Origin of the sequence: Streptomyces sp. AM 4-1-1 (genome assembly GCF_029167625.1) — a bacterium.
Taxonomy (GTDB): domain Bacteria; phylum Actinomycetota; class Actinomycetes; order Streptomycetales; family Streptomycetaceae; genus Streptomyces.
The window spans coordinates 6,979,505-7,003,013 of the sequence record NZ_CP119145.1 but is presented as its reverse complement, the minus strand read 5'-3'; the positions used below and the strand labels follow the sequence as shown (position 1 = coordinate 7,003,013).

The following is a 23,509-nucleotide window of genomic DNA, read 5'->3' as shown; positions in this document are numbered from 1 at the left end:
CGATGCGCTACAGCGCGGGCAGGGGTGGTGCTCGACCTCGTCCGCTTCGGACACGAGTGCGCCTGATGGCCTCTCATGACCCTGGACGCTGTCGCACACCATTCCCGGAACCGAGCCGGTTCACCTTTCGCACCACATCACTGGCGTCGCAGGGTTGACGGAAGACCCCGCCTGAAGACGGCGCTCAGCCTCCTTCGAGTTCCCGGCGCACGGTAGCGGCGATGCGGGTGAGTGCGGCCTCCAGGTGGCGGCGCTGAGCGGCGCTGAGCGGGTCGAACACGAGCCGCTTCACCTGCTCGACGTGTCCCGGTGCGCTCTCGACGAGCTTCTGCCGGCCGGCGTCGGCCAGAGTGGCGAGGGTGTACCGACCGTCGCTGGGGTCGGGTCGGCGGGCGACCCAGTCGCGGGCTTCGAAGCGGTCCATCACCTTCGACAGGCGGGGCTGGGTGCTGTCGCAGACCCGGGCCAGGTCGCTGAGCCTCATCGTGGCCTCGTCGGTCATGGACAGCTGGGCCAGAACCCCGTACTCGAAGTTGGAGATTCCCGCGTCTCGCTGCAGCTGGCGGTCGAGAGCCGCCGGGAGGGCGATGACGACCGTGAGCAGCGCCTGCCACAGGTCCTGCTGGTCGTCGTCGAGCCAGGGTGACTGGGTGTCCATGAGTCCCATCATACTTGCCCGGACAACTCACGTTACTTGCCTGGGCAAGTCTTGATGAGCTAACTTTCGACTTGCCTCGGAAAGTGAAATCACTTGCCGAGGCAAGTGAAGGAGCTGGTTTCGATGACCACCACGAGCAGCCTGGCCTCCCCGAACGGCCTGACTTCCCCCTTCCCGTCGCGCACACCAGCCGCGGCATACGACGAACTCCTCGCCCGGGTCCTGCCACAGGCACGCGAACAGCGGGTGTGGGACCCCTCCGACGGTCCTCTGCCCAGTCTCTTCGTCAGCCACGGGGCCCCGTTCACCCTTGACGATCCGCAATGGCTCGGCGACCTCTTCGACTGGGCCCGGTCGATGCCGAAACCCCGGGCCGTCGTCGTCACCTCGGCCCACTGGGAACGGGCACCGGTCGCGATGTCCGGAGCTGCGGCAGACACTCCGCTCCACTACGATTTCAGCGGCTTCCACCCCCGCTACAAGACCCTTCCGTACGCGACCCCGGACGCCACCGACCTGGCTCGGCGGCTCACGGGCCTGTTGGGCCGGACACCGGTGCACGAGTTCGCCGACCGCGGCCTCGACCACGGCGCCTTCATCCCGCTCATGGCCATGTATCCCGCGGCCGATGTCCCGGTCGTGCAGTTGTCGATGCCCAGCCTCGACCCCAGCGCTCTGCTCGAACTCGGGACACGTCTGCGGCCCCTGCGCGAAGAAGGCATCCTCGTTCTCGGCTCGGGCTTCATGACGCACAGCTTCGCCGTCTTCCGCCGGCCGGAGCTCGCCGCCGAGACCACGGCCTTCGACGAATGGGCCGTTGACGCCCTTTCCCGGGGCGACGCCGACGCCCTCACCGACTACCGCAACAAGGCACCCGGCGCCGCGGTCGCCCATCCGACGGCCGACCACTTCGTCCCGCTGCTGCTCACCGTCGGCGCCGCCGATGATCCCGGCAGCGCCGTGAGTGCCATCGACCGCATGGTGATGGGCAACTCCATCCGGTCGGTACAGCTGACCTGAGCGCGCCTCGACGTGCTTCACCTTCCCGCCTGATCGCCTCATCCGTTGGCGACGACATCAATACACCCTGAGGAAAGTCCATGAAGGCAATACGTTTCCACGAGTTCGGCAGCAGCGAGGTCCTGCGCCACGAGGATGTCGATCGTCCGGTCCCCGGCACCGGGCAGGTGCTGGTGCGGGTGGCGGCCACGTCGTTCAATCCGGTCGACGACCACATCCGCGCCGGTCTCCTGGCCGAGATGATCCCGATCACCCTTCCGTACGTGCCGGGGATCGACCTGGCGGGCACCGTCGCTGAACTCGGCGCGGACGTGACTGGCCTGGAGGTCGGCGACCGGGTCGTGGCGATGCTGCCCCTCGACTCCGCCGGCGGCGCCGCCGAGTACGCGCTCGCTCCGGCCGGGTCCCTGGCCCCGGCGCCCCGGACGACCGAGCTGGTCGACGCCGCGGCGCTGCCGCTGACCGGCCTCGCGGCCTGGCAGACGGCGTTCGAGCTCGCCGAGCTGAAGCCCGGTCAGACCGTCCTGGTCAACGGGGCGGGGGGTGCGGTGGGCAGCCTCGTGGTGCAGCTCGCCGTCGACGCGGGAGCGCACGTGACCGCGGTGGATTCGCCGCAGCACGCCGACCGCCTTCGGGGCTACGGCGCGGACCGGGTCGTCGGCCCCCTCGTCCTCGCCGCGGGTCCGGCCGCCGTGGGCGGTCCGTTCCAGGTCGTGGTGAACCATGTGCGGGTCTCCCCCGAGGAGCTCGCGCAGCTGACGGGCTACGTCGCCGACGGCGGGGTCGCCGCCAGCACAGCCGGCCCGATCCCCGGGGACCCCGCGAGGGAAGTGCGCAGCGCGAGTCTGTGGGTCCGCAGCGACGGAGCCCAGCTGGCCGAGCTGGTCGCCAAGGTGGATGCCGGTAAGCTCCGGGTCCACGTCGCCGCCCACCGCCAGCTGGCCGAACTGGCTGCCGTGCATGAAGACGCCGGCGCCGGGCGGCTGCCCGGCAAGACAGTCGTACTCGCTCCCTGATCACACCCTGACCGAACGGCGACCGGGCCGCCCGCCGTTCGCTCTCCGGCCGGTGGACTGCCCGGCACTGCAAAGGCGGCAGCACCCACGACCCGTCGGCGCCGGCGAGGCCATGCGGCAGGCCCCGCACTCGATCCCCGCCGCTGTCGCTCACGCGTGTTGCCCGGGACGTCACGCCGGAGCGTCCCGGGCGACATCGTCTTCACTCGGGCTCCGGCCAGGCCCGCCGAGTGTCGCGGGGGTTACTGCTGCCCCGTCCCGCGGGGTGCGCGGGCCGGGCGCCGTGGCCCGGGCGGACAGGTCCAGACCGAGGCGGCTGTTAAGGAAGCCGCCGTCACCGGACGCGGGTCCTGCCCCCGGCCTCAACCTGCCGCGCTGCCCAGCCCCCGTCATCGGCCTCGACACACAGCCACAGATCTTCCTCCTCGTACCAGGTGCGGAACCAGGTCGTCATACCGTCATCCTGGACCCACGGCCTTGACCAAAGAGATAGGGGCCCCCGCCCGCGATCACTCGCCCAGCTCAACGAAACGCACCCCCACGGGGAAAGGAGGGCAAGGGGCGATTCCACAGGGCTACGTATCTGTTCGCCGTAGCTGCACGAACACGGGGCCGATTCACCGGGTCCGTCAACGCGACCGACGGGGGCCCGGTGCCGCCCGAGGAACCGGAGGAACCGGAGAGAGGAAACCTCAGCGAAGCTTTCCGACCGTCCGATTGTCCGAAAACGCACACCGATCGGGTGAAGTTTCCCTCCCCCATCTAGCACGACCGTTCGGATAGTTTTATGATCGATCCATGACTGCAACCGAAACAGACATCGTCGCTCTCGACCGCATCGCCGTACAGGAGGCGACACGCCTCGTCGACCTGGCACAGGACAAGGACTGGGAGCGGGACAGCCCGTGCGCGGGCTGGTCCCTGCGCCGGCTCGTGGCCCACATGACCGCGCAGCACCACGGATTCGCGGCGGCCGCGAGGGGCGCCGGGCAGGAGCCTGCGCACTGGCACGAGGCCGAGGACCTGAGCGAGCCCGCCGGGCCGCACCGGGAGGCCGCGGCCTCAGTGCTCGACGCCTTCGCCGAACCGGGCGTCACCGAGCGGGAGTTCGCCCTTCCCGAGCTGGGCGGAAACTATCCCGGCCGGATGGCCGTCGGTTTCCACTTCATCGACTACGTGATCCACGCCTGGGACGTGGCGGCCACGCTGGGCGTGGACGTCCAGCTGCCGGACCCGGTCCTGGAGGCGGCGGTGGCCGTGGCCCGGTTGGTTCCGCAGGACGCCGACTACCGCAAACCGGGTTCCCCCTTCGCACCCGCGCTGGACGTACCCGAGGGCGCGGGCCCCTTGCAGGAGGCGCTCCTGCTGCTGGGCCGCGCGCCGGAGCAGTGGTCCGGCCGCGTCTGACCCGCCCGGCCGACCGGCGCCTCGGGTCGGCGGATTCCCCCCGCCGCGACGGAAGGGAATCTCTTGGAGACGGCCACCGGGAGCGTGTCCGGGCCGGCCGCGCCCGTCCTGGGGCCGTTGCCGTCAATTCCACCATCCCTGCCCTGGGCGGGCGACAGGGACGGTCGGCGGCGGCAGGAGCGTCGCCCCCGGCACGGAGGGACGGTCCGGCTCCCTCGTCCGCACGCGTCGACGCCCGTCCGCGCGAACGGCCCGGCGCGCCGGACCAGTTCGTCACGGGCGGCTTCGTCGCCTTCGCGGCGGGGCCGGGCCCCCCGATCAGGGTCTCCGGACGCCGAACGAGCCACCCGCGGCGCCGCGTGTCGACGGGTCGACGTCAGCCGGCGCGGCGCGGCTGTCGCGCGGCTACGAACGCGGTGACCGAACCGACGGTGATCCGCGGGAGCCGCTGAAGGTCACGGTCCGGATGGAGCACCCGGTGGGCCAGGACCCGGACGAGCACGCCGAGGACGAACCCGTGGACCGACACCAGTCCGTGCCCGTTGGACTGCGCGAACCACATCGCCAGGCCGAGCACCGGTACGCCGAGCGCGAGCAGCGTCTCCTTCGAATCCCGCTCGGCCCGGCTCCCGGTGTCCGGGTTCCGCCCGTCCCGGCCGCCACGCAGCAGAAGGCCGGCGGCCAGTGTCGAAGCAAGGAAGTAGGTCGCGCCCGAACTGCCGGCGAAGTTACGGGGATCGGTGCTGGTGCCGGTCTCGCCGAAGAGCGAGTCGATGTGCTGCGGCAACAGGATCGCCGCGGCGAACAGTCCGACCATCAGCGGTCCGCCCCAGAACCACTGCGCGAGGGCGGCGATGACGGCCAGGGTGGCGATGTTCCACGCCGCGCCCAGCACGCCGCCGTTCTGCATGAAGACGGAGGTGACGACTCGCCACCAGCCCGCCTTCGCCGGGTCGCTGTCGAACGCCGCCATGGCCCCCGACCAGCAGAGCTGGGTGAGCACCCCGCCGACGGCGATCACCGTCAGTCCGGCCGCCGCCCAGGGGATGCGACGGCGCGTGACCGTGTCCCGCCCGACAAGGGCCAGGCCCCCGTTGAGCATCAGCACCATCAGCCCCGCAGTGGTCACGTTGAACAGCAGTGCGCCCATCGCCCCGGTCCCCCTTCCAACCCCGTGTGCTCTCGTCCGGAGCGCCGGCGCCGTTCCCGGCCCGCTTCGCCCGTCACGACATTAGCGCTTCGGAGCCAGAATTCAAACAGCGTTTGAAACTACCGCTAAGCTGAGCGGTATGAAACTGACCGCAGACCGGATCATCGACGCGGGCATGGCTGTGTTCGCGGAGTCCGGCTATCACGGCCTGTCCATGCGGCAGGTGGCGGAGCGACTCGACGCGCAGGCCGGCAGCCTCTACTACCACGTGCCCAACAAGGGCGCCCTGCTCCAGTTGATGGCCGACCGGATGGCCCGCCACGCCTACGACGCCGGCAGCACCGCCCTTGCGGCCCTGCCCGCCGGGGCCGGCTGGCAGGCCCGGGTAGAGGCCCAGGTCCTCGCACTGCGCCGGACCGTCCTCCGGCATCCCGGTGGCGCGATCATGCTCGCCGACAGTCCGAAGGTCCTCAGCACCGGAGCACTTTCCCTCATGGAACGGCTGCTGCGGACCCTGACCGACGCCGACGTGCCCGCCGAACACCTCGCCGTCGCCGTGGACACCCTGCTCAGCCATGTGACGGGTTACGTCCTCCAGGAGCAGAGCGATTCCCCCGCCGTCACCATCACTCCGGAGAACGTCACCACGCTCCAGGAACGCTTCCCCCTCACCGTGGCCGCGGCGTCCGCCCACGACACGGACGAGAAGTTCACCCGTAGCGTCCGCCTGCTCTGCGCGGCGATCCAGAACCTGGTCCCGGCGTCCCCCGGCTGACCGGCCGTGGCCCGCCCCCGAGGGGTGTCCTGTGATCCCCGGGGCGGGCATCACAGGACACCCCTCGGACCGCTTCCGTTCTCCCGCCCGGCTCCACGGGACCCACGCCGGACGATAATCAGTTGCCTCGACGCCCGGAGCTGTCAGCATGGCGGGACCGACTCGATCCTATGAGGAGCATGCGATGCGCCGATCCCTCGAAACACTCCAGCGCCCTTACCGGACAGTGATTTTCGAGGACTCACTCACCCATGCACACCCAGCGCACCCTGAACATCGGCATTCTCGCGCACGTCGACGCCGGTAAGACCAGCCTGACGGAGCGTCTGCTGTTCGACACCGGCACGATCGACCGGCTCGGCAGCGTGGACGCGGGCAGTACCCGGACCGACACCGGGACCATCGAGCGGCAGCGCGGCATCACCATCCGCTCGGCCGTGGTCTCCTTCGTCGTCGGCTCCACACAGGTCAATCTGATCGACACCCCGGGGCACGCCGACTTCATCGCCGAGGTCGAACGGGCCCTCGGCGTGCTCGACGGCGCGGTTCTCCTCCTCTCGGCCGTAGAGGGCGTCCAGGCTCACACCCGGCTCCTGATGCGCACCCTGCGGGACGTGGGGCTGCCGACCCTCTTGTTCGTCAACAAGATCGACCGGCCGGGCGCGCGGCAGGAGGAACTGCTGGCGGCCATCCGGGAGAAGCTCACCCCCCGCGTCCTCCCGATGACGGCGGTGCGGGACCTCGGTACCCGCTCCGCGCGCGCACTGCCACGGTCCTTCGACGACCCGGACTTCCGCGCGCACGCGGAGGAAGCCCTCGCCGGGACCGACGACGGGCTCCTCGCCCGCGTCGTGGAAGGCCCGCCCCTCTCCCCCGGTGAGCTTCACACGTGGGTCGCCGACCGCACCGCGAAACGGCTGCTGCATCCGGTCTACTTCGGATCGGCCCTGAGCGGGGAGGGAACCGGGGCGCTGATCGACGCCATCACGGAGCTGCTGCTCCCGCCCGCGCCCACCGGGCACGCCCTGAGGACGGCGAATCCGCGGCCGGCGGACGGCCCGCGGGGCACGGTGTTCGCCGTCGAACGTGGTCCGTCCGGCGAGAAGACCGCCTATCTGCGTCTGTTCGCGGGCGAACTGGCCCTCCGGCAGCGGGTGACCTTCCACCGCCGGAACCCCGAAGGCCGCAGCGACGGCCTCACCGGCCGGGTCACCTCGCTCCACGTCGTCGGACGGGAGGCCACCCGCTGCCACGTCCTGACGGCGGGGAACATCGGGAAGCTCGGAGGGATCGCCGGTATCCGGGTGGGAGACCGGCTCGGAGAGCCGGGCGACGCGGACAAGGGCACCGCACGGCCGTTCTTCCCCGCCCCCACCCTGCGGTCGGTCGTCCGCCCCCGCGACGCGGCACCCGGCTCAGCGGCCCGTCTGCGTACGGCGCTGCGGAACCTCGCCGAACAGGACCCCCTCATCCACACCCGCCCGGAACCCGGAGGCGCCACCTCCGTACTGCTGTACGGGGAGATCCAGAAGGAGATCATCGCGGGGGTCCTGGCGGACGACTACGGCGTCGACGCCGTCTTCGAGCCCAGTCGGACGGTGTGTCTGGAACGTCCCGTCGGTACGGGTGAGGCGCATGAGGAGATGGCACGGCGCGGTCCGAGCGAGAGCGGCTTCTGGGCGACCGTCGGGCTGCGGGTCGAGCCCGCGGACCGCGGCGCCGGAACGGCCTTCAGGTACGAGACCGAACTCGGCGCCCTGCCCCCCGCCTTCCACTGCGCCGTCGAGGAGACCGTGCACACCGCACTGCGCCGGGGACCGCACGGCTGGGCGGTGACCGACTGCACCGTCACCCTCGTCCGCTCGGGCTTCGCCGGCCCGATCAGCGCGGCCGGTGACTTCCGCGGCCTCACTCCGATCGTGCTCGCCCGCGCCCTGGAGGAGGCGGGCACACAGGTGTACGAGCCCTATCACGCCTTCGAAGTGGATGTTCCCCTCGACGCCCTCACCCCGGTCGTCGGATGCCTCGGCATGCTGGAGGCGGACATCGAGCAGACCACCGGCGGTACGTCCTCGTGGCTGCTCAGGGGCACGATCCCGGCCCGCCGTGTCCAGGCGGTACAGCACCGGCTGCCGGGCCTGTCCGGCGGTGAGGGCGTGTGGTGGTCCCGGCCTCACGACGACCGCCCCCTCAAGGGCGGTCGGCCCTGATCCCGAGCCGTCCGGACCGACGTGAGGAAGGAAGGGGGACGCTCCGAGACGCTCCCTGAGTGGTGTTCCGACCGCCGTGACCGGGGCCTGGCGTCAGGGTCGGGAGGGCGTAACCGCGGGGACCCCGCCCGCCGCACGGGCGGGGTCCCCGGATGTCAGGCGCGCTTGGTCCGGCGGCGGGCCACGACGACCAGGCCGGTGCCCGCGGCGAGCACCACGAAGGTGCCGATGACCAGCGGAACCGTACCGCTGCTGCCCGTCGAGGCCAGGTCACCGCCGCCGGCGCCGGGTGCCGGGCTCTCCGACGCGGTCGGCGTGCCCGGTGCGGCGGACCCGGAGGAGTCGTCGGAGGGCGTGCCGGTGCCCGGCGTGCCGCTCTCCGCGGGCGGTGTCACCGAGGCGGAGGGCGTGGCGTCCACCGGAGGCGTGGTCTCGGGCGTGCCGCTCGGCGACGGCGTGGCGGGCGGGGTCGTGCCGGTCTCCGGGAGGCAGCCGCTGAAGGGGAAGTGGTGCGTCTCCGCTCCGCCCGAACCGTGCAGCGAGGCGACCCACACCGATCCGTTGACCGGCGCGGCGGTGCCCAGTTCCAGATGCGCGCGGGGCGCCAGCACACTGCCGGGCCAGGCGCCCTTGCTGCTCTTGGTGACCGTGAGGGCCTCGGGGAAGTTCCACAGCAGCCGGGCCCGGACCTTGCCGTCGGAGGCGCTCTGGAGCTTGTCGTCCAGCACGTAGTCCTGGCCGCCGGACAGGAAGAAGCCGGTGGTGCCGGCCTTCTCCATGTCGTAGCTCCCGCCGCTGACGTTGACGATCGTGGTGGCGCCGGCCGGGACCTTTATGTAGATGTCCTTGGCCTGCTCCAGCTGGTCCGCCGTCACCTTGAAGACGTTGCGGGTGGTGTTGCCGCCCTCCAGGGTGAGCTTGGTGCCCTGGAGCGTCACATGGACGCCGTCGGTCACCGGCTCCTCGGCGAGGGCGGAGGAGTAGGAACGGAGCTTCGCGAACTCGGCGTCGAAGTCGATCAGCCGTGCGTCCTGGCGGAAGGCGCCGGAGTGCAGCTCGACGGCGCGGGTGCTGACCTTGCCGCCGACGACCGCGTCGCCCTTCATCACCACGGTGGCCGACGCGCCGTTGACCAGGTCGCCACGGACGACGAGCGCCGCCCGGCCGGGCAGGGCGGCGACCTCGGCGGCCGACAGTTCGTTGGCGACGCTGAAGCCGCCGCGGAAGTCGGCATTGCCGCCGACGGCCACCGCGCCCTCCGCGTCGGGCGAGTGGACGTCGTCGCCGAGGACGAACTCACCGTACTTCCCGGCGATCCCGAAGGCGTCGGTGGCGCATCCGGCCTGATCGGCGGGCGCGGCCTGCACGGCCGGGGCGGCGGCGAGACCGAGAACAAGGGCTCCGCCGAGGACGGCGGCTGCGGCGGTTGCGGTTGCAGTTGTGCGCATGGGACCTGGTGCTCCTGCGGGGGTGAATGTGAAGGCTCTGTGGCGCTTTTGCCCATACTTTTCACACGATCAGGTATTGGTCAAGACCAATGCGCGATGTGCTGATGAAACGCCAGGAAAGTGAGGTTTGGCCACCCATCGATATCTGGAGGGAACGCGACATCCGGTGCGTCCTGCCGCGTCGACCGAGGTGGCGGCGGTCGGAGAGGGGTGTCCGGGGTGTGCGGGGCTCCCGCATCCGGGATGCGGGAGTCCCGGTCCCTCGCCGTGCCCGGTCCGGCGTCCCGGCCACTCACCAGTCCCCGGTCCGGGGTCCCGGCTCCTTGCCGCTCCCGTTGCTCGGGCCGCTCGGCGCGAGGAGCCGCTACCGCTACGGAGCGGTGGCGAACTCCCTCGCGTCCGCGGCGCCGGGTACGGCGTACATGATGTGCGGCGGCGTCCCGTGCGCTTCGTCTTGGGTGCGGGGTGCGCATGTGTCCCACGCCGGCTGCGGCGCCCGCGTCGTCACCGGTGCGGCAGGGCGTCCGGCCCGGCGAGGTGTGTCACGGCGGGGGCCCGTCAGGGCGAAGGCGGCGGGGCCGACCTGGCCGGGGTTGCCGGACCGCGCCGCCGTGGCGTTCGCGGGCGCCCTCACGCTGTTCGCCGTCCTGGCCGGCACGGTCGTCGGCCTGTCACGCCGGCCGTCACCACGGCACGAGACCACGGCGTCGGCTCATTCGGCGGCGCCCGGCCGGGAGGACCGGTTCACGGACCGTCGGCTCGCCGTACCTCCTGGCGGCCGCCCGTCGCCCCGCCGCGGGTGGCGCGTCCCCCGGTGCGATGTCCGCCGGTGCGATGTCCGCCGCGACAGGGAACGGTCCGACGCGCGGCGTCCTCGGCCGCGTGATGGAACCGCTCGGTCAAGGGGCCTGCTTCTGCTCCGGCTCCGGTGCGAACAGTGTTCCGCCCTGATGCGAATGACCCGTCGGGGGGGTCCACCGGGCCGGTGCCCGGATGTCGCTGAAGTCGATCGCCCGGCCCGCCTCGCGCAGAGTCTGCTCCGCCACCTGGCGCACCTCGGCGAGGACGTCCCCCTGCTCCTCCACGAGGCCCGCGTAGATCGGTATTTCGGTCCTGTCCGTGAAACTCACGTCGAAACTCCCTGGTCGATCAGTGCGTGCGCTCTCCGCCGACCGGCGGAAACGGGGCCGAGTGTACGTGGTTCATGCTCAACGCCGTGGCATGTACCAGGAAATGAACCGCGACGCCGGGCCATGGGTCCTTGCCCCGGGTGCGGACGGCCGGCTCCCCGGGCCGCCGCGGTCCGGCGGTCCGGGCGGGGTGCGGCGGGGCCGGTTTCAGGAGAGGGGCGACCCGGTGCGCGTCCACCCGGGGGCGTTGGCCATGTAGTGGTGGCGGACCTCCCGGGCGGCCTCCTCGGGGACCCGGGTGGCGAGGACTTCCAGCAGGTCCCGGTGCCACTGCACGACATCGGCGAGGTCCTCCTGCTCCCGGTCCAGGGTCGAACGCATCAGCGCGCCGATCTGGCCGTCGAGGGTCTGCCACAGTTCGAGGAGGCGCCGCCGTCCGCAGGTGGTGACGATCAGGGTGTGGAACCGGATGTCGGTGTCCACGAGTTCCGCGATGTCACCGACCCGGGCGGCCCGTTCCATCCGGCCGACCGTCTCGTCCAGGGCTTCGAAGAGGCTGTCGGGGGCGACGCGTACCGTTTCCTGGGCGGCACTGGCCTCCAGCACCGACCGGGCGTGGCAGATGTCGGTCGCGTCCTCGACCGACAGCCGGGTGACGACGCTGTGGCGGCGGGGGGAGATCTCGACCAGGCCCTCCGCCTGAAGGGCGTGCAGTGCCTGCCGGATCGTGGCCCGGCTCACGTTGTACTCGCCGGCGAGACCGGCCTCGATCAGCCGGGTGCCCGCGGGCAGTTCGGCGTTGAGGATGCGCCGGCGCAGCGTCAACCGGACCGTCTCCGGCAGGGAAAGGTGTTCCAGCACTGACAATTCCTCCGACCTGGAGACCTGGATGGGTGGTGCGACGTGTGCGGGCGACTCGGTCACCCGGGCCTGCATACCAGTTCGAGGACGGCTTCGGTGAGTCCGGTGTGCCCGACCGGGTCGCGGGTGAGGGCGAAGGCGTCGGCGGGGCCGGTCATGATCGGTGTGACGCCGGGTCCGTGGCCGGGCAGTGGACTCGCGCCGTGCACGACGATCCCGACCGTGAGCCGGTCCGCGCGGTATCCCATGGTGGTGCGTACGTCCATGTCGGCCAGCGCGACCAGGTCGCCCAGGCTCAGCCGGGCGAGCCCCAGCCGTCCGGCACGTTCCTCGGTGAGCTGGATGTCGAGGTCCCACAGCGGGGCCGGCCGTCCCAGGCCGTTTCCGGCGAGACGGCTCGGCACCGTGCCCCGGACACTTCCGGTCACGGTGTCGCCCGTGAGGTCCAGCGGCAGCCGGGCGAGCAACGCCGGGTCGATGTTGAGGAGTTTTACGCGTCCGTCGAGGGCGGGTGAGGCCGGGCGCGCTCCCTGGCCGGAGCCGCGGACGGCGATCCGGTCGCCGGGGCGGAGCCGGGCGAGCACGTCCTGCGGCAGGGAGACGATGACGCGTCCCTCCTCGCCGCGTTTGCCGATCACGGTGCCGACAGCGCCGGTGGCGTCTCCGGTACGTACCTCGGCCCGGTTGCCCAGGCAGGCGAACGCGGTCAGCGCGTGCCGGGCTTCCTGGTCGGGATGGGCCAGGCAGGCCCCCGGTGCCACATGGTCGGCGTCGTGGGCGAAGACGGAGTCCCCCAGCCGTACCCCGAGGACGACACCCGTGGTGCCGACGGAGACGTAGGGGGCGCCGTCGGCGTCGACCTGGTACGGATCGAAGTGGGCCATCGCGGGGTGTTCGACGATGCCGAGGAGGTTGACCTCGGTGGGGCGCGGCGCCGCCGAGGTGATCGGGTGGGGCGGCTGTGGGGTCATCGGCTGTACTCCCGGGTGGACGGGACGGATGGTTCCGCCGGTTCGGACGGGAAGAGTGTTCCGAGGTTGGCGCCGGGGTCGTCGACGAGGTGGAACGCCTGCGCGGGGCCGGTGATCAGGGTGGAGGGGCCGGGGCCGTGTCCGTGGAGCACGCAGTGGCCGGTCGAGATGACACCGATGGTGATCCAGTCCTCCCGGTAGCCCCGGCCGTAGCGGTGGTCCTGGTCGCACAGTGCGACGAAGTCGCCGATGCGCAGCGCTTCCAGGCCGAGGGACAGGTCCGGTGACAGTCCGGCGTAGGCGCCCATGAGGTCGGTGTTGGCGAATTCGGACGGCATGCCCGTACCGGCGCCGACGGCCTCCGCCGGGATGTGCGCGGCGACGTGGACCTCCAGTCTTCCGTCGGCGCGGGTGGCACCGGGCATCCGGTCGATGAGTTCGGGTGAGCAGTTCTTGACGGTCACTTCGGGGTGGTCGGTCAGTCGCAGGCCCTGGCCGCGTGCGGTGATGGACACCGTGTCGCCGGTGGTGACGCGTTCGAGGACCGGTTCGGGGAAGTCGGCGAGTACGTAGGCGTGCTGGCCGGTCACGATTCCCTCCTGGCCGGCGGCCGGGCCGTCGCACACCCGGACGGTGTTGCCGACGCAGCTGAGGAACTGGACGGCCATGTTCGCCCCCGCGTCGCGGTGACGGATCGACAGGCCCGGTTCCAGGTGGTCGGCGGCGTACCCGGTGGCGGGGTCGCCGGGGTGGACGCCGAGGGTCACCCCGCCCATGCCGGGCAGCAGGAACGGGCGGCCGTCGGCGTCGGCGCGGTGGCCGTGCCGGTCGGCCAGGGGCGGCCACACCTCGCCGGTCAGGATCTGGGTGACCAGCCGGTGGGCATTGGTGCGTACGTCCATGTCAGGTGTCCCTGCTCGTGGCGGGGCGGCTGCCGAACCTGAATCCGCGTATCCGCAGGGCGGGGGCGCTGGCGCAGCCGTTCCAGGTGTTCATGAGGGGCTTGGAGGCGAGGCGGTCGCCGACGGCGTCGACGCGGGCGAGTGCGCCGAAGACGCTCTCGGTGAAGCGTCTGCCGCGTACGGGGCGGGTGAGTACGCCGTGTTCGATGAGGAAGCAGGCGTCGCGGCTGACGCCGGTGATGGTGGTGGCCTGGGTGTCGACCGCGCGGGTGTACCAGAAGCGCTGGATGTAGACGCCGCGCTCGACGCCGGCGATGAGCGCGTCCTCCGGGGTGTGCCCGGCGGACATCACCAGGTTCATCGGGATGGCGCGCGGGGACTCCTCGCGGGCGATGTGCGCGTGGCCGGTGGAGGTGGTGCCGAGGAGGGCGGCGGACGCCAGGTCGGTCACCGCGTCGGCCACGCGTCCCCGGTCGAGGAAGGTGACCCGTCGCTTGGGCACGCCTTCGAAGTCGAAGGCGATGGGCAGCCCGACCGGGGCGAGCGCGTCGTCGGCCACGGTGATCAGCGGGGACGCGACCTGGTGGCCCCGGCGTTCGGCGACCGCGCCGACCCCGTCGGCGAGTGCGGAGCCGGTGAATCCGAAGGTGCCGAAGAAGTCGAGGAACTCCGCGGCGGCGAGCGGGCCGAGGACGACGTCGTGGACACCGTCGGGCAGCTCCTCCGGGGTGCGGGCGGCGCGCGCCTGGCCGATGGCGCGGGTGATGTTCGCGTGGGTGTCGAGGGCGGTGGACGAGCGGCCCAGGTCGGTCCAGTGGGACGAGCCGTCGTCGATCTTGACGGTGAGTGCCGCGCCGGCCTCGGTGGCGGAGGTGTGGACGCGTACTCCGCCGGAGGTGGCCACCGCCAGTTCGGTCGTCGCCCGGCCGAACATCCCGTACGCGGCGCCGCCCGCCCGGCGGGCGGCGTCCATCGCGTGCCCGGCGAGCCGGGAGCGCTCACCGACGTCCCAGGTCCCGGTGTCGGGGTGCCGGACGGGAGCGTCGGGACGGCCCTCCGGCGCGGCCGCCACCGGGTGGGCGTGGCCGGGCAGGCCGGCGGCGGCCTGGGCGCGGGCGGCCCGGCAGGCCCGGTGGACGGTGCCGGTGATGTCCTCGATCCGGGAGGTCGCGGCGCGTGCGGCGTGTCCGTCGACGACGACGCGCACCATGAGCTGCTGTTCGACGATGTCCTGCGGGTGATGGACGCGGGTGTCCGCGAACCGGGTGTACTCCCCCGACCTGGCGGTGAGGAACGCCTCCGTGGCATCCGCGTCGCTGGCGGCGAGGGCCGCGTCGAGCGCGGTCAGCGCCCGGTCCTCGCCGACCGCGTGCCGGGGGCCGGTGTCCCGCTGGTTCTCCGTCATCACGCCACTCCGATCCGCACACCGCGTACGAGGGTCGGGGCGGCGCCGTGTCCGAGGAAGCCCCATTGTTTGGGTTCGCCCTTGCCGCAGGGCATGCCGAACGCCTTGAACTCCTCCGGTCCGGCGACGGCTTCGACGGAACCCCAGAACTGGGGCGTGGTCCCGCCGTAGCTGAAGTCGCGCAGCAGCCGCCCTTTGCGCCCGTTCCTGACTTCGTACGCGACCTCGGTGCCGAACTGGAAGTTGAGCCGGCGCTCGTCGATCGACCAGCTCCGGTTGTCGTCGATGAGGTAGCCGTCGCCGAGGCGTTCGAGCAGTTCGCCGGTACTGCCGCGGCCGGGTTCGAGGAAGACGTTCGTGGCGAAGCAGACCGGCGGGTAGGCCCAGCCGTCGGAGCGGGCGGCCCCGATCGGCGCCCGGCCGATGCGGGCGGCGCTGTCGCGGTGGGAGAGGAAGTCCCGCACGACGCCCCGGGTGACGAGGGGGCGGCGGGCGGCGGGGGTGCCCTCGTCGTCGAAGGCGAAGGTGCCCCGGGTGCCGGGGAGGGTGGGGTCCGCGGTGATGTCGACCGCCTCCGAGCCGTAGCGCAGGGCCCCGATGGCGTCCTTGGTGATGAAGGAGGTGCCCGCGTAGTTGGCCTCGTCGCCGAGTATCCGGTCGAGTTCCAGGGCGTGTCCGCACGACTCGTGGATCTGGAGCGACATCTGCGCCGGGCCGATGACGAGGTCGGCGATGCCCGGATCGGCGGTGGGCGCGGTGAGCAGGGCGACGGCTTCGTCCCCGACGCGTGCGGCCTCCTCGACGAGGTCGAGGGACCTGACGTACTCCCAGCCGGCCGCCGCGGTGTTGCCATGGAAGGAGTTGGGGTAGCTGCGGCGCTGCACCTGTCCGCGGTCGGCGGCGAACGCCATGAGCATCGCGCCGGACTCGGTGAAGTCCTGGTGCTGGCGTGAGCCCTCGGTGTCCGCGAAGTGGCGGTGCTGGCGTTTGGCGTTGAAGCCCGCCTGGGCGGAGACCACCCGGGCGGGGGCGGTGGCGGCGGCCAGCACGGCGTCGAGCAGGGCGTAGCGCTCCTGGGCGGGGACGGCGAACGGGTCGGTCCGTACGGGGGTGCTGAACCGCCCGGTCACCGCGGTCCGCGCGGGCAGGGTGACGCGTTCGGTGTTGACCCGGGCCGCCTCGGTGGCGTTCGCGACGGCGCGGTGCGCGGCTTCGCGGGCGGTGGTGTGGTCGCCGAGGGGCAGCCCGGCGAAGCCCCAGGCCCCGTCGAGCAGGACCCGTACACCGATACCGAGGTTGTGTTCGACCCGTTCGTCGGGGGCCGCGCCGTGGTGGGCGTACAGGCGGAGTTCCTCGCATTCGACCAGGCGTACGTCCGCGTGGTCGACGCCGGGGCCGGTGGCCGCGTCGAGCGCCGCCTCCAGCAGGGCGTCGGCGGTACGGGGGTCGGCGGTCTCGCCCCAGGAGTGGGGTCCGGGTCGTGGGGTCATGGCGTCACTCCTGGCCGGTGAGGGGGAAGTCGACCCAGGCGCGGGTGCGGAACGACCGCTCGAAGGCGTTGATCGTCTCCTGGACGAGGGCGCCCTGGGCGAAGTCGCCGTGGCCGCTCCCGCCGTCGCCGCCGAGGATCTCGGTGGTGAAGTCCTTGAGGAGGTTGGAGTAGAAGAGGAACGGCCAGTACTCGTCCGAGCTGCCGCCCGCGGGGAAGAACCTCTGGGGCACGTCGAGTTCGGTGAACTCGACGGCGTCCTTGGTGGCGCCCCTGAGCACCTGGCAGATGCCGGCCTCCTCGACCAGGCGGACGATCAGCGCCCCCTCGGAGCCGTAGATCCTGGCCTCGATGCCGGGGAAGTTCCCTACGGTGACGTACGAGGACTGGATGGAGGCGAGGCGTCCGCCGCCGAACTCGGCGATCCACATGTCGCCGTCGTCGATGTTCAGCCGCTGTCTGCGACCGGTCGCCTGGACGACCCTTTCCGGCACGAAGTTGCGCATGGTGCCGACGACGCTGGTCAGCGGGGCGTCCATCCACCAGTGCATGATGTCGATGATCGGCGCCCCGTAGCCCTCGATCGAGGAGACCTGGATGGTGCCGGGGTCGGCGTCGGGGTCGACCTGGCGCATCGGGTTCTCGGGGTCCAGCCACTGGCTGTTCTGCTCGTAGCCGTTGAACATGAACGGTTCGCCGATGAAACCGTCGTCGATGAGTTCTTTGGCGTACTGCACCGCGGGCGCGTAGCGGAAGGTGAAGCCCAGTTTGGTCCTGAGGCCCTTGGCGCGGGCGAGTTCGGCGGCCCGCCGGGTCTCGCGGAAGTCGCGGTGCACGGGCTTCTCGCACAGGACGTGCTTGCCCGCCGAGAGCGCGTCCCAGGACGCCTGGAAGTGCGAGTGGTTCGCGGTGGCCACGTCGATGACGTCGATGGCCGGGTCTTCGAGGAGTTCGCGGTAGTCGGTGGTGACGCGGCCGATACCGAAGGCCGCGCCCGCTTCGGCGACGACCTCCGCGTCGACGTCGGCCAGGGCCACCACCTCGGCCCTCGGGTCGCGCTGCCAGCCGGGGATGTGGGCGCTGCGGGCCCAGCGGCCGGCGCCGATCACGGCCACCCGCAGTATGTCCTTGGTCATGGCTTCTGCTCTCCGTTGTTCGTTCTCGTGTGGGTCGCTGCTGTGCGTGGGGTGTGGGGGTACGGGCGGAGGAAGGGCGGGAGCGGCGCGCGGCGGCTCAGCCGCGGGCGCGTACGCGGGGGTCGATCGCGTGGTAGGCGATGTCGACGAGGAGGTTCATCACGACGATGAAGAAGGCCGCGAAGACGACGGTGCCCGTGATCATCGGGATGTCGAGCTGGTCGATCGCGTCGTAGGTCAGCTTGCCCGCGCCGGGGAGGCCGAAGACGGACTCGATGATGAGGACGCCGCCGAGGAAGTAGCCGAAGTCCATGCCGATCATCGTGATCAGCGGGATGAACGCGTGCCGCAGACCGTGCCGCAGGAGCACCTTGCGCTCCGGCATGCCCTTGGCGCGGGCCATCTGGATGTACGGGGAACGCAGGACGTCGATCATCGTGGTGCGGGTCATGCGGGCGTACCAGGCGGCGCCGCCGAAGCCGAGCGTGAACGTCGGCAGGACCAGGTACCACCACATCGGGCTGCCGAGTCCGCTGAGCGGGAACAGCGACAGTTTGAAGGACAGGTAGTAGATGAGGAGCAGGCCGAGCCAGAACGGCGGCGCGGACAGCCCGAGCAGGGAGCCGAGCGTGACGAGCCGGTCGAGGGGGCTCTTCGGCCGGTAGGCGGAGACGACACCGACGGGGACGCCGATGACGAGCTGCCACACGATGCCGCCGACCGCGACCATCGCGGTCACCGGGAGCGCGGCGGCGATCTTCTCGGCGACCGGGGTGCCCTGCATCGCGTACGAGGTGCCCAGGTCTCCGTGGAGCAGCCGGCCCAGGTAGGAGACGTACTGCGAGGGCATCGAGGCGTCCAGGCCCAGTTGCGTGTGGATGGAGGCGACGGTGGCCGCGTCGGCGTTGGGGCCGGCGATGAGGCGGGCGGGGTCGCCGGGGACCGCGTAGGTGATGAAGAAGGAGAGGGTGATCACGCCCAGGAGGACGAGCACCATCTGCGCGAGGCGGCGCAGGAGCCAGCGGCTGTTCATGTCGTCCTCACCTCGGGTGCGGGGCGGTGGGGTCCAGCAGGTCGCGCAGCCAGTCGCCGGCCAGGTTGAACGCGAGGACGGTGACGATGAGGCAGATCCCGGGGGTGAAGAGCAGCCAGGGCGCGATCTCGTAGTACTTACGGCCGTCGGCGATCATCTGGCCCCAGGACGGGTCGGGGACCGGGACGCCGACCCCGATGAACGACAGGGACGCCTCGATGAGGATCGAGGAGGCGACGCCGAGCGTGGTGTAGACGATGATCGCGGGGACCAGGTGCGGCAGGATGTGGCGCAGGATGATGCGTCCCCGGCCGACGCCGAGGGTGAGGGTCGCGGTGATGAACTCGCGTTCCTTGAGGGAGAGGACCAGGCCGCGGATCACGCGGGCCAGGGCGGTCCAGTAGATGAACGCGATCACCAGGATCACGTTGCGCCGGCTGGGGCCGGTGATGGCGATGAGCACGATGCAGAAGAGCAGGATCGGGAACGACATGACGATGTCGGTGATCCGCATGAGGACGCTCTCGACCCAGCCGCCGAAGTATCCGGCGACCAGTCCGACGGCGACCCCGAGGAGGGTGGCGAGCCCGTTGGCGAGGACGCCGATCGTCAGGGAGACGCGGGCGCCGTAGAGGAGCCGGGAGAGGACGTCGCGGCCGTTGGGGTCGGCGCCGAGCGGGAAGTCGCCGCTGGGTCCGGCCGGTCCGCCGCGGTCGCTGAGTCCCTCGGCGAAGGTCTGGAGCGGGTCGTGGGGCGCCAGCAGTGGTGCGGCGAGCGCGGCGACGGCGAGCAGGACCAGGACGCTCACCGAGAGCAGGGCGGGGATGTCGTGGAGCAGGCTCCGGGCGGCCCGCCGCAGGATGCCGGGGGTGGCGGGGGCGTCCCCGGGAGCGGAGACCGGGGCGGGTACGGGGAGGGGGACGGGGGTCGGTGCGGGCGGGGCCGGGTCGGTGGGCGCGGGGTCGTTCACGCGGTGGACACCTCCTTGGGCGCGGGAGCGGCGTCGGCCACCAGATGACAGGCCGCGAGCTGGCCCGATGTCTTACGGATGAGGGCGGGACGCTCGGTGCGGCACACGTCCTGGGCGAGCGGGCACCGGGGGTGGAACGGGCAGCCGGGGGGCGGGTCGGCGGGGCTGGGCGGTTCGCCGGCCAGCCTGACGCGCCGGCCGGTCGTGCGCCGTCCGGCGACCGGCTCGGGCACGGCGGAGAGCAGGGCCTGGGTGTAGGGGTGCTGCGGGTTCTCGAAGACCTCGTCGCGGCTGCCGACCTCGACGAGCCGTCCGAGGTACATGATCGCCACCCGGTCGGCGATGAACCGCAGGGTCGACAGGTCGTGCGAGATGAACAGGTAGGCGAGTGCCGATTCGTCCTGGAGGTCGCGCAGCAGGTTCAGGATCTGGGCGCGTACCGACACGTCCAGGGCGGCGACGGCCTCGTCGCAGGCGATGACGGAGGGGCCGACGCCGAGCGCGCGGGCGATCGAGACCCGTTGACGCTGTCCGCCGGACAGTTCGTGCGGGTAGCGCGTCGCGAAGTCCGGTCGCAGGCCGACGCGTTCGAGCAGTTCACGGACGGCGGCCGGTCGCCGGCCGGCGGCCACGCCCCCTACCATCAGCGCTTCCTCGACGGTGGCGGCGATCCTGAGGCGTGGGTTGAGTGAGTCGTACGGGTCCTGGTAGACCATCTGCATCCGGCGGCGGAACGCCTTGAGGGCGCTCCCCCGGAGTGCGGCGATGTCCGCGCCGGCGATCCTGATGCTTCCGGAGGTCGGATCGGTGATGCGCAGCATCGAGCGGGCCACGGTGCTCTTGCCCGAGCCCGACTCGCCGGCCAGTCCGAGGGTTTCGCCCGGGGCGATGGTGAAGGACACCCCGTCGACGGCCCGTACGGTGGCGCCGCGGCGGCCGAGGAATCCGCCGCCTCGGGTGAAGTGCACGCCCAGGTCGGTGACTTCGACGACGGGCCGGTTCTCCGGACGCGGTTCGTGGCTGCTGGTCATGGTGTGTTCCTCCTTCCGGAGTCGCTGCTCCTCGCGTGCGCCAGGGACCCGTCGACCAGGTGGCAGGCGGCCTCGCGTCGGTCGTGCGTGGTCAGCGGGAGCAGGGCCGGGTCGTGTTCCCGGCAGTGGTCGACGGCCAGGGCGCAGCGGTCGGCGAAGGCGCAGCCGGGGGTCCGGGTCCCGGCCGCCGGGGGGCTGCCGGGGATGAACGGCAGCCGGTCGGGCAGGACGCCGGACATCCGGGGGATGGAGTCCAGCAGGGCCCGGGTGTAGGGGTGCCGGGGGTCGCCGATGATCTGGTCGGTGGTGCCGGTCTCCACGATCCGGCCGGCGTACATGACGACGATGCGGTCGCAGAAGCTGGACACCACGCCGAGGTCGTGGCTGATGAGGATGATCGCGGTGCCGGCCTCGGCGGCCATCTCGTCGAGCAGGTCGAGGACCTGGGCCTGGACGGTGACGTCCAGGGCGGTCGTCGGCTCGTCGGCGATGACGAGCCGGGGAGAGCAGGACACCGCGATGGCGATGGCGACGCGTTGGCGCATGCCGCCGGAGAACACCATCGGGTAGTCGCGCAGCCGGGCCGCCGCGTCGGGGATGCCGACCTTGGTGAGCAGTTCCACGGCCCGTGCGGTGGCGGTCCGCGCGTCCAGGCCGAGGTGCTGTCGCAGGGTCTCGGTGATCTGGCGGCCGATGCGTACGAGCGGGTTGAGGCTGGAGAGGGGGTCCTGGAAGACCATCGCGGCCTGGGCGCCGCGCCAGCGTTGCAGTGAGCGCCGGTCGTAGCCGAGGACGTCCTCGCCGGCCCATCGGACCTGGCCCTCGGCGATGCGCCCCGGCGGTGCGATGAGCCGCATGACCGCCTGGGCGGTCACCGACTTGCCGGAGCCGGACTCCCCCACGAGACCGACGCGTTCGCCGGCTGCCACCGAGAACGAGACACCGCGTACGGCGTCGCAGTCGCCGATGGGGGTCGGGAAGCGTACGACGAGGTCGGAGACCTCCAGCAGCTCGGGCATGGACACCTTCCCGGTTCAGGGATGACGGACGAGGGATGACGGACGAGGGATGCGGGGAGGTCGGGGAGGTCGGGGATACGAGGAGGGCGCGGAAGCGGTGGAGCGCGGGCCGGCGGCGCGACCGGGGACGGGACCGGGCCGCCGGCCTGGACCGGGCCGGGTCAGGACGTGGCCGCCGCGCCGTCCTTCTTCCAGTACTGGGCCATGTCCCAGGCCCAGATCGGATGCATGAAGTAGCCGCCGACGCCCTTGCCGATCAGTTCGGTCTTGGAGCCGTAGTAGAGGGGTACGACCGCGTTGTCGCCGAGGACCTTCTTCGAGGTGTCGGTGTAGAGCTTGGCCGTGGCGTCCTTGGAGCCGGACGTGAGTGCCTTCTCGACGAGCGCGTCGGCGTCCTTGTCGCAGTAGAAGGACCAGTTCTGACCGCCGGGGACCGCTGCCGCGCAGGAGGTCAGGGCGTTGAAGAAGGCGCTTCCGTCGGGGTAGTCCGCGACCCAGAAGCTGAAGGTCATCGGGGCCTTGCCCGGGGTGGCCGCGAGGTCGAAGAGCGCGCTCTGCTGGATGGGCCGGGGGTCCACCTTCACTCCCGCCTTGGCGAGGTCCTGCTGGACCTGCGGGAGCAGGTTGGTCCACGGCGGGGTGTTCCAGGTGAAGAGCGTGGTGGAGAAGCCGTTCGGGTAGCCGGCCTCGGTGAGCAGCTGTTTCGCCTTGGCGATGTCCTGGTCGTGGGTGAGCTTCTCGTCGGTGTGCCCGAGCACCCCCGGCGGCAGGAACTCGTTCGCCACCTCGCCCTGCCCGTTGACCAGTTTGAGCAGGAACGCGCGGTCGAAGACGTACGAGATCGCCTCGCGCACCTTCGGGTTGTCGAAGGGCTTCATCCGGGTGTTGAGCGTGAGGAAGTAGGTGCTCGGTTTGGCCATGGAGACCAGTTGCGACTTGAGGGCCGGGTCGCGGGTCACCGACAGGTACTGGGCGGGCGGGATCTGGTCGCCCATGAGGTCGATGCCGCCCTTCTGCAGTTCCAGGAGGGCGACCTCGGGCGCGATGCCCAGCTTCTCGACGACCTTGTCGACGTACGGCTTCGGGCGGTCCCAGTAGCCGTCGTTCTTCTCCAGGGTGATCTGCTGACCGGGGGTGAACTTCTTGAGGACGAAGGGGCCGGAGCCGAGCGGTGATCTGGCCAGGCGCTCCCCGCTGCCTTCCGGGACCACCGAGGCGTGCGGCATGGCCAGCACGTAGGTGAAGGAGGAGTTCGGCCGGGACAGTGTGATCCGCAGTTCGGTCTCGGAGTTCACCTTGATGCCGGAGGGCAGCCCGGTGGGATTCTTCGCGTAGGCGGCGGCGCCGTCGACGCCGTCCCAGAATCCCTGTACGGGGGACTTGGTGGCGGGGTCGAGGATGCGGGCGAACGAGTACGCGACGTCCTGGGCGCGCAGTGGCTTGCCGTCGCTGAACTTCAGTCCGGGCCGCAGCTTGATGGTGTAGGTGCGTCCGTCGGCCGACACCGCGGGCGCGGCCCCGGCTATCTGCGGGACGACCTCGGTGGTGTCGCGTTTGTAATCGTACAGGCGGTCGTACAGCATCCGCATGTTGTTCCAGCAGGTCGCGTCGTAACAGACCGCCGGGTCGAACGTCTTGGGGTCGGACTTGTACGCGACCGTCATGGTGCCGCCGGCGCGTGGGGTTCCGCTGTCGGCCTTGGAACCGTCGGACTGTTGGGTGTCCGGCACGCTGCAGCCGGCGAGGGCGAGCGCAGCGGTCAGGGCGACGGCGGTCGCGCTGAGCTGTCTTCTTGCCATCCTGGATGTCTCCTTCAGGAGTGGAACGAGGGTGGAGGCGAGGGACGGAACACGTGCCGCGGAGCGGTTCCGGGCATGC

Annotated in this window: 20 protein-coding genes; 5 read left to right on the top strand and 15 right to left on the bottom strand. The window is 71.4% G+C overall.

From position 1 onward, the window contains the following. Positions 1-184 precede the first annotated feature (184 nt). Positions 185-658 (bottom strand): MarR family transcriptional regulator, encoded by a 474-nt coding sequence (locus tag PZB75_RS29790; protein WP_275538405.1) that lies wholly within the window; start codon positions 656-658, stop codon positions 185-187. 123 nt (positions 659-781) lie between these two features. On the opposite strand from PZB75_RS29790, the gene PZB75_RS29785 reads away from it, so the two are divergent. From PZB75_RS29785 to PZB75_RS29775, 3 genes are all read left to right on the top strand, one after another. Beyond that, positions 782-1,678 carry a class III extradiol ring-cleavage dioxygenase gene (locus PZB75_RS29785; RefSeq protein ID WP_275538404.1) on the top strand — a complete coding sequence of 299 codons (897 nt, stop codon included), beginning with the start codon at positions 782-784 and terminating at the stop codon, positions 1,676-1,678. 80 nt (positions 1,679-1,758) lie between these two features. After that, positions 1,759-2,694, top strand: coding sequence for an NADP-dependent oxidoreductase (locus tag PZB75_RS29780; RefSeq protein WP_275538403.1), 936 nt, complete (start codon positions 1,759-1,761; stop codon positions 2,692-2,694). A 798-nt stretch (positions 2,695-3,492) separates the two neighbouring features. Next, positions 3,493-4,101, top strand: coding sequence for a TIGR03086 family metal-binding protein (locus PZB75_RS29775; protein ID WP_275538402.1), 609 nt, complete (start codon positions 3,493-3,495; stop codon positions 4,099-4,101). Positions 4,102-4,477: 376 nt separating this feature from the next. Here the strand turns inward: PZB75_RS29775 and PZB75_RS29770 are convergent, their stop codons facing one another. Beyond that, positions 4,478-5,251 (bottom strand): hypothetical protein, encoded by a 774-nt coding sequence (locus tag PZB75_RS29770; RefSeq protein WP_275538401.1) that lies wholly within the window; start codon positions 5,249-5,251, stop codon positions 4,478-4,480. Between the two features lie 139 nt (positions 5,252-5,390). Between PZB75_RS29770 and PZB75_RS29765 the strand changes: the two genes are divergently transcribed. Further along, on the top strand, positions 5,391-6,026 hold the full coding sequence (locus PZB75_RS29765) for a TetR/AcrR family transcriptional regulator (protein ID WP_275538400.1): 636 nt from the start codon (positions 5,391-5,393) through the stop codon (positions 6,024-6,026). Between the two features lie 251 nt (positions 6,027-6,277). Next, positions 6,278-8,236, top strand: coding sequence for a tetracycline resistance ribosomal protection protein Otr(A) (gene otr(A) / locus PZB75_RS29760; protein WP_275538399.1), 1,959 nt, complete (start codon positions 6,278-6,280; stop codon positions 8,234-8,236). A gap of 155 nt (positions 8,237-8,391) precedes the next feature. On the opposite strand, the gene PZB75_RS29755 is transcribed toward otr(A), so the two are convergent. From PZB75_RS29755 to PZB75_RS29695, 13 genes are all read right to left on the bottom strand, one after another. Further along, positions 8,392-9,684 carry a choice-of-anchor A family protein gene (locus PZB75_RS29755; RefSeq protein WP_275538398.1) on the bottom strand — a complete coding sequence of 431 codons (1,293 nt, stop codon included), beginning with the start codon at positions 9,682-9,684 and terminating at the stop codon, positions 8,392-8,394. An 899-nt stretch (positions 9,685-10,583) separates the two neighbouring features. After that, a complete protein-coding gene (locus tag PZB75_RS29750) occupies positions 10,584-10,814 on the bottom strand; it encodes a hypothetical protein (RefSeq protein WP_275538939.1) in 231 nt (76 codons plus the stop codon). 207 nt (positions 10,815-11,021) lie between these two features. Further along, positions 11,022-11,675 carry a GntR family transcriptional regulator gene (locus tag PZB75_RS29745; protein WP_275538397.1) on the bottom strand — a complete coding sequence of 218 codons (654 nt, stop codon included), beginning with the start codon at positions 11,673-11,675 and terminating at the stop codon, positions 11,022-11,024. A 59-nt stretch (positions 11,676-11,734) separates the two neighbouring features. Next, positions 11,735-12,646: a DUF4438 domain-containing protein gene (locus PZB75_RS29740; protein ID WP_275538396.1), complete on the bottom strand. Its 912-nt coding sequence runs from the start codon at positions 12,644-12,646 to the stop codon at positions 11,735-11,737. After that, positions 12,643-13,548: a DUF4438 domain-containing protein gene (locus tag PZB75_RS29735; protein ID WP_275538395.1), complete on the bottom strand. Its 906-nt coding sequence runs from the start codon at positions 13,546-13,548 to the stop codon at positions 12,643-12,645. Before PZB75_RS29735 ends, PZB75_RS29740 begins: the two co-directional genes overlap by 4 nt. A gap of 1 nt (position 13,549) precedes the next feature. Continuing rightward, complete coding sequence (locus PZB75_RS29730; RefSeq protein ID WP_275538394.1) at positions 13,550-14,953, bottom strand: metallopeptidase TldD-related protein; 1,404 nt, start codon at positions 14,951-14,953, stop codon at positions 13,550-13,552. Continuing rightward, positions 14,953-16,443 (bottom strand): TldD/PmbA family protein, encoded by a 1,491-nt coding sequence (locus PZB75_RS29725; RefSeq protein WP_275538393.1) that lies wholly within the window; start codon positions 16,441-16,443, stop codon positions 14,953-14,955. Before PZB75_RS29725 ends, PZB75_RS29730 begins: the two co-directional genes overlap by 1 nt. Positions 16,444-16,447: 4 nt before the next feature. Then, on the bottom strand, positions 16,448-17,578 hold the full coding sequence (locus PZB75_RS29720) for a Gfo/Idh/MocA family oxidoreductase (protein WP_275538392.1): 1,131 nt from the start codon (positions 17,576-17,578) through the stop codon (positions 16,448-16,450). A gap of 97 nt (positions 17,579-17,675) precedes the next feature. Next, positions 17,676-18,611 (bottom strand): ABC transporter permease, encoded by a 936-nt coding sequence (locus tag PZB75_RS29715; RefSeq protein ID WP_275538391.1) that lies wholly within the window; start codon positions 18,609-18,611, stop codon positions 17,676-17,678. A gap of 7 nt (positions 18,612-18,618) precedes the next feature. After that, entirely contained in the window at positions 18,619-19,581 is a 963-nt protein-coding gene (locus PZB75_RS29710) for an ABC transporter permease (protein ID WP_275538390.1), read from the bottom strand. Then, the gene (locus PZB75_RS29705; protein WP_275538389.1) at positions 19,578-20,612 is read right to left on the bottom strand and encodes an ABC transporter ATP-binding protein; all 1,035 of its coding nucleotides are present in this window, start codon (positions 20,610-20,612) and stop codon (positions 19,578-19,580) included. Before PZB75_RS29705 ends, PZB75_RS29710 begins: the two co-directional genes overlap by 4 nt. After that, positions 20,609-21,631: an ABC transporter ATP-binding protein gene (locus tag PZB75_RS29700; RefSeq protein WP_275538388.1), complete on the bottom strand. Its 1,023-nt coding sequence runs from the start codon at positions 21,629-21,631 to the stop codon at positions 20,609-20,611. Before PZB75_RS29700 ends, PZB75_RS29705 begins: the two co-directional genes overlap by 4 nt. Before the next feature lie 161 nt (positions 21,632-21,792). Further along, positions 21,793-23,430, bottom strand: a complete 1,638-nt coding sequence (locus PZB75_RS29695) for an ABC transporter substrate-binding protein (RefSeq protein WP_275538387.1) — start codon at positions 23,428-23,430, stop codon at positions 21,793-21,795. Positions 23,431-23,509: the final 79 nt, after the last annotated feature.